This is a genomic window from Halococcus sediminicola, from assembly GCF_000755245.1.
Classification (GTDB): Archaea; Halobacteriota; Halobacteria; order Halobacteriales; family Halococcaceae; genus Halococcus; species Halococcus sediminicola.
On the sequence record NZ_BBMP01000022.1, the window covers coordinates 847002 to 859176 of the forward strand.

Annotated in this window: 14 protein-coding genes; 7 read left to right on the forward strand and 7 right to left on the reverse strand. The window is 65.8% G+C overall.

The window, feature by feature from the left end; all coding sequences use genetic code 11:
- Positions 1-117: 117 nt before the first annotated feature.
- Positions 118-393, reverse strand: coding sequence for a DUF7521 family protein (locus ACP97_RS13615; RefSeq protein WP_049998332.1), 276 nt, complete (start codon positions 391-393; stop codon positions 118-120).
- A complete protein-coding gene (locus tag ACP97_RS13620; RefSeq protein WP_237561166.1) occupies positions 393-770 on the reverse strand; it encodes a winged helix-turn-helix domain-containing protein in 378 nt (125 codons plus the stop codon). Before ACP97_RS13620 ends, ACP97_RS13615 begins: the two co-directional genes overlap by 1 nt.
- A 251-nt stretch (positions 771-1021) precedes the next feature.
- On the opposite strand from ACP97_RS13620, the gene ACP97_RS21065 reads away from it, so the two are divergent.
- Entirely contained in the window at positions 1022-1147 is a 126-nt protein-coding gene (locus ACP97_RS21065; protein ID WP_272913451.1) for a hypothetical protein, read from the forward strand.
- Positions 1144-1581, forward strand: a complete 438-nt coding sequence (locus ACP97_RS13625) for a hypothetical protein (protein ID WP_049998334.1) — start codon at positions 1144-1146, stop codon at positions 1579-1581. The genes ACP97_RS21065 and ACP97_RS13625 overlap by 4 nt, the downstream gene beginning before the upstream one ends.
- Before the next feature lie 194 nt (positions 1582-1775).
- Here ACP97_RS13625 and ACP97_RS13630 read toward each other — a convergent pair whose 3' ends face one another.
- Positions 1776-2672 (reverse strand): serine/threonine-protein kinase RIO2, encoded by an 897-nt coding sequence (locus ACP97_RS13630; protein ID WP_049998335.1) that lies wholly within the window; start codon positions 2670-2672, stop codon positions 1776-1778.
- 115 nt (positions 2673-2787) lie between these two features.
- Here ACP97_RS13630 and ACP97_RS13635 point away from each other — a divergent pair, with 115 nt between their 5' ends.
- Together ACP97_RS13635 and ACP97_RS13640 are read left to right on the forward strand one after the other, a co-directional pair.
- Positions 2788-3603: a lipoate--protein ligase family protein gene (locus tag ACP97_RS13635; RefSeq protein ID WP_049998336.1), complete on the forward strand. Its 816-nt coding sequence runs from the start codon at positions 2788-2790 to the stop codon at positions 3601-3603.
- Between the two features lie 70 nt (positions 3604-3673).
- Positions 3674-4507 carry a deoxyribonuclease IV gene (locus ACP97_RS13640; protein WP_049998337.1) on the forward strand — a complete coding sequence of 278 codons (834 nt, stop codon included), beginning with the start codon at positions 3674-3676 and terminating at the stop codon, positions 4505-4507.
- On the opposite strand, the gene ACP97_RS13645 is transcribed toward ACP97_RS13640, so the two are convergent.
- Entirely contained in the window at positions 4501-4779 is a 279-nt protein-coding gene (locus ACP97_RS13645; RefSeq protein WP_049998338.1) for a hypothetical protein, read from the reverse strand. The two genes, ACP97_RS13640 and ACP97_RS13645, sit on opposite strands and share 7 nt — an antisense overlap.
- Before the next feature lie 46 nt (positions 4780-4825).
- Entirely contained in the window at positions 4826-5479 is a 654-nt protein-coding gene (locus ACP97_RS13650; RefSeq protein WP_049998339.1) for a DUF7095 family protein, read from the reverse strand.
- A gap of 74 nt (positions 5480-5553) precedes the next feature.
- Here ACP97_RS13650 and ACP97_RS13655 point away from each other — a divergent pair, with 74 nt between their 5' ends.
- Complete coding sequence (locus tag ACP97_RS13655; protein WP_049998340.1) at positions 5554-7302, forward strand: acyl-CoA dehydrogenase family protein; 1749 nt, start codon at positions 5554-5556, stop codon at positions 7300-7302.
- Between the two features lie 12 nt (positions 7303-7314).
- Here ACP97_RS13655 and hemL read toward each other — a convergent pair whose 3' ends face one another.
- On the reverse strand, positions 7315-8655 hold the full coding sequence (hemL, locus tag ACP97_RS13660; RefSeq protein WP_049998341.1) for a glutamate-1-semialdehyde 2,1-aminomutase: 1341 nt from the start codon (positions 8653-8655) through the stop codon (positions 7315-7317).
- A gap of 290 nt (positions 8656-8945) precedes the next feature.
- Positions 8946-9911, reverse strand: coding sequence for a transcriptional regulator (locus ACP97_RS13665; RefSeq protein WP_049998342.1), 966 nt, complete (start codon positions 9909-9911; stop codon positions 8946-8948).
- Positions 9912-10055: 144 nt separating this feature from the next.
- Here ACP97_RS13665 and ACP97_RS13670 point away from each other — a divergent pair, with 144 nt between their 5' ends.
- Both ACP97_RS13670 and ACP97_RS13675 read left to right on the forward strand, forming a co-directional pair.
- Positions 10056-11315, forward strand: a complete 1260-nt coding sequence (locus tag ACP97_RS13670) for a tRNA(Ile)(2)-agmatinylcytidine synthase (protein WP_049998343.1) — start codon at positions 10056-10058, stop codon at positions 11313-11315.
- Positions 11316-11367: 52 nt separating this feature from the next.
- Complete coding sequence (locus ACP97_RS13675) at positions 11368-12138, forward strand: sugar phosphate isomerase/epimerase family protein (RefSeq protein ID WP_049998344.1); 771 nt, start codon at positions 11368-11370, stop codon at positions 12136-12138.
- The last annotated feature ends 37 nt before the right edge of the window (positions 12139-12175 follow it).

Consider the following 12175-nt stretch of genomic DNA (forward strand, 5'->3'; position numbering starts at 1 on the left):
TCATGAACCCCTCTCCGATGGCGGGTGATAAAGAGCGATGGAGGGTTCCCAGAACGTGAGACAACCGGGCGTCGGCCGAGTCACGACTGGAGGACGAACGTTGGCGAGTACGCGGGTCTACGTTCGGTAGAGACCGATAATCATGACGCCGAACCCGGCACAGATGATCACGCTTTCGAGAACCATGCCGAGAGTCACCGAAGCGCCGCCGAGGTGGTGGAACGCGCCAACGAGAACCGTTCCGAGGGTGATGACCGCCAGCCCCACCGCGAAATACTGGAGTCCCGACATCCGGGTCCGACGGTAGGCTCGGTACGCCATCAGAGAGACGATACCGCCGAGGACGAGCGCGAGGACTTTGACGACGACCAGCAGCGCGACGAGCGCCTCCATCACGACTCCTCCCGCATCGCCGACCAGAACGTGGCCAGCCGGTCCTCCGCGTCGGTCTCCGGGCGAGTCACTCTCATGGTGAACTCACCGGTGTCGTCGATGCCGATGGCGATCTCGGAGAAATCCCGTTCGTAGAGCGTGACGTTCGGCCCGTCGCGCCGGACCTCCGTGTACTCCCGGACGAGCCTCGATTCGCGGAGCAGTTCGAGCTTTCGATAGACGGTCGAACTGGACAGTCCACACTCCTCGTGGAGTTCGCTCGCGGATTTCGGGCTGTCCAGCAGCGCGAGTATCGCCCGGCAGTTGTCGTCGTCGAGCGACGCCAACACCGCCGGAAGCGGGGGATCATCGGGTTCGTCGGACGACCATCGAGCCATGTCGGTAGCGGAGTCCGTCGAACCGGTGTTCGACGGTATCAGTGATAGTCGGTTCGAACCGATGCGCTGCTCGTTCATCTCCTGCTCTACGTGATATTTTCGGTGGCGGGAGTATATGGCTCCCGGTCGTTCCCCGATATTGGGAATGGCAAGACCGGCGTTGCCGTGCGGTCTGTCGTCGCTCACCTGGTACTCCCACGCTCTGGGACACCTCCAGCGACGTTTATAGCCCGAGCACGAACGTCCCGGTGATGACACGCCGACCCATTGATCGAGCCACGGCGGGTGGTTTCGAGCGCACGACCGGAATCGACACGGTACGGGCGGGCGAACGCACGAGAACGAACCCGTCGGCGAGCACGGGGGTTCGTCGATGACGAGCGTGCTCGACGTCGTCATGACCGTCCATACGATGTTCGCCGCGCTCTGGACGGGCGGCACGCTCGTGGTCGCCGGTGCCGTCATCCCGGCGGCGCGCAGCGAGGCGCTCGACAGGGACGGACTGACCCTCATCGCACGACGATTCGGGTATCTGACGGCCGCCTCGGTTCTGCTACTGCTGTTCAGCGGCGGGCATCTCGCCGGGACGCTCTACACGGCCGAAACGCTCCAATCGACCGGGCGCGGACATCTCGTGCTGGCGATGGTCGGTCTCTGGCTCGTCCTCGCGGTCGTGCTCTTCGTCGGCTTCCGCCGACTGACTGGTGACGAATCGAAATCGGCGGTGGCGGCAGCGACGAGCGCGCGACCGTGGTTTCTCGGCGCGAGCGCCGTCTCGATCGCGCTGCTCGTCGTCGCCGGTCTCCTGTGAACTGACGAGAATATCACCCCGCGTTCGGGGAGTTATTCCCCTCGGAGCGCGTCGGACGTTCGACACTGACGGCGAGAGACACTCTGCTCCGGTGGCGACTCCGACTTTCGGTACGGTTTGCGGACGAACTTGTGGTGTCGCTACTGTCGAACGTGTCGTGAACCGATCCCTGGATTGCTATCGTGATTTGGAGTTTATCGGATCCCTTCGAACGTCTCCTCACGGATTGTGTCGGCGACCCGCTCGGCATCGGTCGTCGGCATCGCACTCGGGTACTTCCGGGTGAAGTACCCGAGCAGGTTCTCGACGTCGCGCGTGAGGAACTCGGTCGCATTCGCGTGGTCGACCGGGACGGCCTGGGGCCAGTCGAAGATCGTCACGCCGTCGTCCGCGACGAAGACGTTGTATTCGCTCATGTCGGCGTGGACGTAGCCCGCCTCGAAGGCGGCCGCGACTTCCTTGAGCACGAGGTCACAGACACCGGGCACCTGCTCGGCGTCGAGTTTCGCCGCCGAGAGCTCGACACCGGCGAGTTTCTCCATCACGACCGCGTGGCGGTTCTGGTCTACCGGTCGCGGGACCGAAACCTCTGGATAGAGCGTTTCGAGCGCGTCGTATTCGCGCTCGGCGGCTTTGCGGGCGGTGTACATCCACGAGACGTGGTCGTGGTCGGCGGTGTACTCGCGCTCTTTCATCACCTCGCGGAAGTTCGTGTAGCCCTCGCGGTGGAATTTGAGCGCGAAGGGCGTGTACGAAGAGACCTCGTAGACGTCACTCTCCTTGCCGACGCCAAGCGGCGCGCCCATCCCCTCGATGGTGCCGCGCTCGGCGAAGGTGTGCAGCGCGAGCGCGTCGTAGCCCTCGAAGGTCAGTTTGTAGCCCTCGTACTGGATCGTCCGGCGTTCGAGCAGCCCCCGGTCGGCACAGCGATCCAAACGATAGTCGACGTTCTCGGGTGTGAGGTCGGAGAAATCGGGGAGTTTCCCTCGATTCACCCACTCGCTGAAGCGCATCCCCTGCTCGACGCCCGAGAGGAGATAGAAGTCCTCGGGGTCGAGGGCGGCCATCTCGCTTGCGACGTTGCGCACCATCGCCCGCGCTACGCTCGCCCCGGATAAAAGCGCCGCGCGACCCGTCGATAAATCGAATGCTGCGATAGAGAGTTGCCTCCACAACGGCTTTGGTCCGGTGGTCGCTTCACCTCTCATGGCCGATATCGAGGAGAGGGAGTGGCGGCTCATCCGCGAAGACACCAGAACCGGGCCGCTGAACATGGCACTCGACGAGATCGCCGCCGAGACCGCCGCCGAGGGTGGACCCCGGACCCTGCGCGTCTATCGCTGGGAGCCGGCGACGCTTTCGCTGGGCTATCATCAGGACCCGGCGACCGTGGATTGGGACTTTTGCGAGCGCGAGGGCATCTCGGTGACGCGCCGACCGACCGGCGGCGGCGGCATCTATCACGACTCGTGGGGCGACGTCTCGTATTCGATCGTCGCGCCGGCCGAGGAGCTGCCCGGCGACCTGATGGAGACCTACGAACTGCTCTGTGAACCCCTCTTCGACGGGTTCGATAGCCTCGGGGTTCCCGTGTCGTTCGCGAGCGAAGAACTTCCAGCCATCCACGACCCCGCGTGCTATCTGCGCGCGCTGCATCCGGCCCACGACGTCGTGGCGGATGACGGTCGGAAGATCAGCGGCAACGCCCAGTACCGCCGTCGTGACAGCGTCATCCAGCACGGCTCGATACTGTTCGCCGACGCGACCGACCACCACCTCGCGTGTTTCGCCGACCCACCCTCGACGGAGCGCTTCCGCGAGCGGGTGACGAACGTGCGCGAACGGACGGACGTGAGCCGCGGGCAAGCCGTCGCGGCCTTCGAGGATGCACTTGCCGATTGGGCCGATGCCGAGGAGGGTACGTGGACCGACGACGAACTCGACCGAGCGCGCGAGCGTGCCCGCGAGAAGTTCACGAGCGACGACTGGAACCGGCGTCGGGAGGACCCGACCGCACCGTGAGATGTGACCCACTCCCGAGTCGGCCACGACCCTTCGATGGCCCTATGAGTGCCGCCGGCGATTTCGACCCATGCACGTCGGAGCACACGTCTCGGTCGCCGGCGGCGTCGACAACGCTATCGAGCGCCAGACCGAGGTCGGCGGGAACTGCGGACAGATATTCACGGCCTCGCCACAGGTCTGGGCCGGTCCCGATATCGCGGACGACGAGGCCACCCGCTTTCGCGACTCGGACCTCGGCCCGTGGGTCATCCACGCCTCCTATCTGGTGAACCTCGCCACGCCCAAAGACGACCTTCGCGAGAAGTCGATCGCAAGCCTGCAAGCCGAATGCGACGCCGCCGCACGACTGGGCATCGAGTTCGTGAACGTCCACCTCGGCGCACACACCGGTGCAGGTGTCGAGAACGGGCTCGACAACGCCGCGAGCGCCATCGACGACCTCGACGTTCCCTCGGGGGTCACCCTCTTGATCGAGAGCGACGCCGGCAGCGGAACTAAACTGGGCGACGAGTTCGCCCATCTCGCGGCCGTTTGCGACCGCAGCCACACGGACATCGGGTTCTGTCTCGACACCGCCCACACCTTCGCCGCAGGCTACGACCTCTCGTCACCCGATGCGGTCGCAGAGACCGTCGCCGCCTTCGACGATACGGTCGGTCTCGGCGATCTCCACTGTTTGCACCTCAACGACTCGAAACACGCCTGCGGGACGAACAAGGACGAACACGCCCACGTCGGCGAGGGCGAAATCGGCGTCGACGGAATGCGCGCCATCATCAACGACGATGCGTTTCGTGACCTCCCGTTCGTCCTCGAAACGCCCACCGAAAACGGAAACGGGTTCGCGTGGAACATCGACCGCGTTCGGGAACTCCGGGCCGCGTCGTCGACTTCTCAGTAGCCACCGTCGTCCTCGTCGCCACCGCCACCGCCGCCCTCTTGCTCGTCCCCTCCGCCTTCTCCTCCTTCACCGTCTTCACCGCCGCCACCGCCACCGTCTTCTCCACCTCCACCGCCTCCATCCCCATCCTCACCGCCCCCGTTGCCTCCCTCACCACCCTCTCCGCCGAGACCGATGTCGGTACAGCCGGCGAGCACGACCGCGAGCGCGCCAGCCGACAGCGAGAGCGTTCGTCGTCGAGTCAATCGTTTTTCTCCGTTTTGATCGGCCATGCGTCCCGCCGATGGCCGATGGGGAGTTAACTGTTCTCGTGGGGCACTACACCACGTCGCCGCGAACGCTCGCGCCCTCCTGACGGTCGCGGTACGCCCTGACCTCGCTCGCAGCCCGTTCGGCGTCGTCTCCTTCCATGCCGACCATTTCGAGCGCCCCGGCCAGCGTCGGAAAGACGAACTCGCCCTCCCTGAGTTTCCCGAAGGCGTCCTCCGAACGTTGGCCGTCGAGCCAGAGACAGACCCCGCGCGGGTCGAGCAGCTCCTCGTAGGTGTCCCGACTCATCGCGCCCTTGAGGCGCTGGGTCACGTTGTCCTCGAAACTCGCGTTGCAGACTTCGAGGTGGATGGGTTCGTTCTCGCCGACGAGATGGGCCGCGAGACACTTCTCGGGGGCGGCGTAGCCGTTGGAACTCGCGCGGATGTGGTCTGGGTACTGGTCGGCCCACTCGGCGCTCACGGTCTTCCCGATCCCCTCGACGCCGTGTGATTCGCGAAAGTCCGCCTCACGCTCGTCGTCACCGCCGAAGAGCAGGTCCTTCGTGAGATAGACGTCGAGGCGCTCGACGGGGTCGAGACCGAGCGCGAGGTCGCCGTAGACCCACACCTCGCGCACCGGGACGGCCATCGGCTCGCTCTCGACGGTCTCGACGAGGCGCTCGATGCGCGAAACGGCTTCCGTGCGGGTGAATCCGGTCATTGTCGGGGGAAGTCGCCCACGACGAAAAAGCGACTCGCCCCAGCAGTTATTGTGCGGGCGGCGAATGGGATACCATGACACGCGAGGCCATCGACTACGGGGCGTTCGAGGCAGGTCGCGACGTGAACTACTGGGACCTCGACCGCACGCTCCAGTTCGAGGCGCGGCGGACCTACCCGGACGAGGAGTTCGCGTGGGCCGAGTCACGGCTGGCGGAGTTCGGTGCGGTGGTGGGGTCGACGGTCGCCGACAACGCCGACCGTATCGACAGGCACGGACCCGAACTCCACAGCTACGACAAGGAAGGTGAGATCAAAAACGAGGTCGAATATCATCCCACCCAGCACGACAACGAACGCATCGCGTACGAGGAATTCGGCCTGACCCACGACGCCTTCCACGCGCCACCGGGCCGCGATGAACCGATGGGACTGACCCACACCCTGACCCAGCAGACGCTGCTTTCGTACGTGGACATGGGCTTCGTCTGTCCGGTCTCGATGACGACCGGCGTCGCGCTCGTGCTCGACAAGTTCGACGATTCGCTCGACGAGTATTTCGAGGGCCTCACCAGCCGCGACATCGACGAGCACATCGAGGGCGCGATGTTCCTCACCGAAAAGCAGGGTGGGAGCGACGTCGGCACCAACGAGACCATCGCGGAAAAGGCGAACGACGGCACCTACCGACTGACGGGTGAGAAGTGGTTTTGCTCCAATATCGATGCCGAGGGCGCGCTCGCGCTCGCGCGCCGCCCCGACGCACCCGAGGGAACGGCGGGTCTGTCGCTGTTTCTGGTGCCACACACGAAATCGAACGGCGAGGTCAACGACGCGCTTTTTCGCCGATTGAAGGACAAACTCGGGACGATTTCGGTGCCCACGGGCGAAATCGAGTTCCGCGGTGCGGAGGCGTATCTCGTCGGCGAACCCGAGAACGGCTTCCGACAGATGACGGAGATGCTGAACTTCGAGCGGCTTTCCAACGCCACCGGCGCTGTGGGCATCATGGGGCGCGCTCTTCTAGAGTCGAAAATCAGAGCCGCGAACCGCGAGGCGTTCGGCGAACCCATCCAGGACAAACCGCTGATGCGCCGCGACTTGGTGGATATGAGTGTCGATTACGAAGCCGCCGCGGCGTTCACCTTCGAGTGTGCGCGCCTGCTCGACCGCTATCGGCGCAAAGAAAGTGGAGAGGCGTTCAAACTCCTGCGCGCGCTCGTCCCGATCGCGAAGCAGGTGACCGCGCGGATGTCAGTCGAGGCCGCCTCGTATGCCTGTGAAATCCTCGGCGGCAACGGGTACGTCAGGGAACACGTCACGCCACGCCTGCTCCGCGACGCCCAGGTACTCCCCATCTGGGAGGGGACCTCGAACGTCCTCAGTCTCGATTTACTGCGGGCGCTGGAGCGTGAGAACGCCCACGAGGCGCTGCTGCCGGCGATTCGAGAGAACATCGACACGGCCAACCATCCGGCGCTCGAAGAGTGTGTCGAGACGGTCGAAGACGAGTTCGAAGGCTTGCAGGAGGCACTCGCCCACCTCGCAGGCACCGACATGGAGGATGCCCAGTTGCAGGCGAAGGAACTCGCCGAGTATGTCTTCGACGTCTACACGGCGGCGTTGCTGCTCGCCGAGGCCCAGAGTGAACTCAACCGTGGCGACGCCCGAAAGGCGCTGGTCGCCGAGCGCTTCGTCGAGACGCGCCTGCGGGAGTCCGAGGCGCGCGGCATCACGGATGGAAATCGTTTCGCCGTCGAACACTTCGACGCGATCGTCCGCTACGGCCCCGCCGCCCCCGAATCGCTTCCGGCTGACGACTGACCGGCAATACGGCTACTCGAAGTAGTCCTTGTAGGCTTCGAGGGTCCCCTCGACGTCCTCGTCGGTGTGGGCGTCGCTCACGAACTGCGATTCGAGCTGGTTGGCGGTCAGCAGGATGCCTTCCTCTCTCATCGCCGGGCGAAAGAGCCTGTCCCAGCGGTCGGTCTCGGCGTTCTCGACGTCCGCGCCCGTCTTCGGACAGCGCTCGAACCGCTCACAGTCGGGCGTCTGGCGACAGCCCGCTTTACAGGACTCGCTAACGGCGGTTCCGCCGGCGCGCGTGAACACGAGTTTGAACATGCTGTCGGTGCCCAAAACCGTGTAGCCCGGCGCGCGCTCGGCCACGATGTCCGCAATCCCGCTCCTGAGTCGCTCCCCAAGACGGTTCACGTGGTCGTAGACGTCGTTCTCGGCGGCGTAGCGCAGGGTTTCGAGCCCAGCGGCCATCGCGACCGGGTGGCCCGAGTAGGTGCCCGACTGGAAGACGTCGCCGGCGGGCGTGAACGATTCGAGGATTTCGGCCGGGCCACCGACCGCAGCCGCCGGGAACCCCCCTCCAATAATTTTGGCGAACGTCGTCAGATCGGGTGTGATGTCGAACTTGCCCTGTGCGCACTGGAGTCCCCCCACTCGAAAGCCGGTCATCACTTCGTCGAAAATCAGGAGTGCGCCGGACTCATCACAGAGGTCGCGCAGGTGCTCGTGGTACCCCTCCATAGGGAGCACGCTCGCCGTGTTCCCCAGGAGTGGTTCGGTCAGCACCGCCGCAATGTCCTCGCCGTGGGTCTCGAAGACCTCTTCGATGGCTTCGGTGTCGTTGAACGGCACGGGGATGGTGTGCTCGGCGAACGACTGGGGGATGCCGGGCGAGGAAGGCCGCGGGTTCTCGGCGTCGCCCGCGACGAGCGTCGATTCCTGTGCGCCGTGGTAGCCGCCCTGCATGACGACGATCTTCTCGCGGCCGGTGTAGCCGCGCGCGAGACGGACGGCCGAGACCGTCGCTTCGGTGCCAGAGTTGACGAACCGGAGCATCTCGACGCTCGGGACGTGGCGGGCGACGAACTCGGCCAGCTCGACCTCGATCTCGGTCGGTGCACCGTACATCGGGCCGTCGCTCATCGTCGACTGGATCGCCGCCCGGACCGACTCGGGCAGGTCATGACCCAAGAGGAGGGGTCCGTAGCCCATCACGTAGTCGATGTAGCGGTTGCCGTCGGCGTCGATGACGTGACCGCCGTCGCCGCGCTCGACGAACGCCGGGTAGGGCTGGGTCGCCCGCACCGACGAGTTGACGCCACCGGGGAGCACCGAGAGCGCGCGGTCGTAGAGGTCGCGCGAGGCTTCGTGGTTCATGGCTCGAATTCGACCGGCGGGCTGAAAGTCGTTACTGAGCGCCGGTCGCGGTTCGGTCGGCGGCCGCAGGGCGACTGCAGCGCGGTAGCGGTTCCTCGGAGGATGAAGGGCGAGGTGCGCGAGCGAAGCGAGCAGCGAACGAAGTGAGCGCGTGCCGAGGGCTTCGGCGATGCAGAGGCGGTGCGCGGGCGTAGCTAGCCTGTGCGAGTGGAACGAGCGCGATTCACTGCTCGCGCGGTTTGCAAGCGGGGGTCGTCGTGGTCGACCCTCCGCAGCAAAAGGTTCGGGTTTCAGGCGGATGACGCCGCACGTTCGCGGATCAGTTCGCGCAGAGCATCGGGGTCGTCGATGGTGGCGATCTCCTCGCGTTCGATGAGCGCGGTGTCGGCGACGGCGTCGCGGCGCGCCTCGTCGACGACGTAGACCGAGCGCGTCCGCGTGACCGTCCCGAGCGAGGACATGATGCGGGCGCGCTTTTCGGCCGTCGGGGTGAACGCCGAGTGCCCGGTCAGGACGTTCTCGTCGTCGCCGTCGTCCTCGCTCACGGTTTTGAACGGGGCGCGTGTCGTCGGGTGAACGTCGAAGCCGACTCTCGTGAGCACCGCGACGACGGCGTCGTCAGCCGCGTTATCGGTCGCGTCGTCGGCCGCGCTGTCGGTCGCGTCGTCCGTGAGGGTCTCGGCACCGCCGAGCACGTCGACGGGGTTGGCAAGCGGCGCGTCGAGGAGGTCTTCCATGCGCGCGGCGACCTCGACGGAGGCGTTCATTCCGTCCTCGTATTTCGATACCGTTCGCCGCGAGACGCCGAGTTCGGTGGCGAGCCGGCCGAGGCTCCACTCGCGCTCTTCGCGCTCGTCGGCGAGCACGTCGCCGTCGATGTTGACGTAGAGACCGCCCGGCGCGGCGTATATCATCGGCGGCACGCTCTCGACGAAGAGGTCGAGAGCGGTGTCGGGACTCAGGACCGGCACGCCGTGCCGGAGGTACATCACGCCGGGTTTGAGTTCCTCGTCGCGGGTGCGCAGGCCGATGACCAGCGGCGTGGCATCCAGATGGGTGCCGAGCCGTCGCATCTCGATGCCGGTCCGTGAATCGAAGGCGTCGATGTTGCCCAAAATCTTGACCAGTAATACAGTCTCGTCGCGGCGAGCGGCCACGTCGAAACTCTTCGGGCGGACCGCACAGCGCTCGCTGACGAGAAAGCCCGCGTCTTCGAGCATGGCCGTTACGTTGCCGACGAACGCGGACCGGGACATATCAGTACGTAAGTAGCCCACCGTATATAGTGATTGTGCCGGCGGTAGGACGCTCCGTCGGGCGGTTCGTGTCACCTGTGGCGGAAGGGTTAAATACAAAGTTCGATGCGGAACGCGGTTGTCGCTCGGGACCGGAGGGAACCCGTGACGCTCATCGGTCTCGACGATACCGACTCGCGCGAGCGGGGGATGTGTACGACGTATCTCGCCGTGCGGATCGCCGAGCGGGTGCGCGCGGCCGGCGGAGCGGTCGAGCGGTTGGTGCTCGCCCGACTGAATCCCGCCATCGAGCACAAAACCCGAGGAAACGCCGCGCTCTGTGTCCACACCGACCTCGCGGCCGACGATTCGTTCGCCATCGCCCACGAGGCGGTCGATGCGCTCGCCGCGACCGACGACCCGCGAACCCATCCCGGAATCGTGGTCGCGCCGGGCGACAAAGCACCTGTGTCGGTCGTCGGGTTCTCGCGCCGGGCGGTCCGCGAGCGTCTCTCGCTCGACGAAGCGGAGGGGTGCATCGAATCCGCTGGTTATCGCCACTCCGGCTGGGGAAATTCGCGGGGCGTCATCGGCGCGCTCGCGGCGGTCGGGGCGTGGGGAGCGTTCGACGACCCGACCTACGAGCACATCAGTTATCGGGAAGCACAGAGACGGGGAACGCCGCGCGAGGTCGATTTCGATTCCCTCGTGGCGGCCGCCGACTGGGGCTATCCGGCGGCGTGGGACACGGTCGACCGCGGCGAGGGCGCGATGGTCTGTGTGCCGCACGCGCCCGGTCCGATTTTACACGGGGTTCGCGGCGACGACCCCCGAACTGTGAAAGCGGTCGCCGAGCGCATCGAGAGCGAACCGGTCGAACGAGTAGGACTATTCGTGACCAATCAAGGGACCGACGCGCACCTACGCGATGGCACGATCGGGACCTGCACCGACGGGCACGCCTACCGCCTCGATGGCCGGGTGTCGAATCCGCCCGCAACGCGCCGGGGCGGCCACGTCTTCTTCGAACTCGAAAGGAATAGAACACTTCGATGTGCGGCCTTCGAACCCACGAAACGCTTCCGCGAGCGGGTGCGCTCCCTGCGAGCGGGCGACGCACTCACCGTCTGTGGCGAGGTGTCGGACGGAACTCTCAAACTCGAAAAGTTCGCCGTCCGTGACCTCGTGACGACCGAGCGCGTGGTTCCCTCCTGTCCCGACTGCGGGTGCTCGATGGAGAGTGCGGGCCGCGGGCAGGGCTATCGCTGTCGGGACTGCGAGACGAGCGCGCCGGGGAAAGTCGAGCGCCCGGTCGAGCGCGACCTCGAAATCGGCTGGTACGAGGTGCCGCCGTGTGCGCGCCGACACATCGCCAAACCGCTCGTCCGGGGTGGGTTCGACGCGCCGACCCATCCCGAGCGGTGATAGCGTCGATCGGCGGCCGCGGGTTCAAGCGCCTGCGCCGCGAGAACTCGATATGGGGATTCGACGCGGGTTCGTCACACAGGTCGGGATGGAGTACCACGAGGCGTTCGGGCGTGCCGACGAGTTCGGTCTCGATTTCGTCGAACTGATGCTGGACGGGGCACACGAACGCTCTCGCCTCGATCCTGAGGTAGTGAGCGAGAGCGCCGACGCGAACGGTGTCGATCTCGCGGTGCATCTCCCCTTCGCCCTCGATATCGCCTCGCCGTTCGAACACGTCCGCGAGGGCGCGCTGCGGGAGCTACTGGCGGCGATCGAAACGGCCGCCGATTGCGGTGCGGAGAAGGGGGTCGTCCACGCGAGCACGTCGGCGTTCGAACCCGCGTGGGACCACGACGGCCTCCGCGAGCACCTCATCGATTCAGTGCGCGAACTCGACAGCTTTGCGGGCGAGCACGACTTCGAGGTCTGTGTCGAGAACGTCCCCGGCGAGTTCTTTCCCGCCGAGCGGTTCCCGAACCTGTTCGACGCGACCGGGGCGAGCATGACCCTCGACACCGGTCACGCGCGGATGAACGGGATGGATTCGAACGAGATGGCCGACTTCCTCGACGCGCACGGCGAGCGAGTTACCCACCTCCACCTGAACGACACCCGGCGGGCCGCCGACGAACACCTGCCCTTCGGCGCTGGCACGCTCGATTTCGAGACGATCCTCGAACCCCTCCGGGAAGACTGGACCGGCACGCTCTCCATCGAGGCGTTCACGCTCGATTGGGGCTATATCGAGACGAGCGTCGAGCGACTGGACGCGCTCCTTTGAATGGTGTGTTCTCGGCGGCGTCGCCGAGGACCGCTCT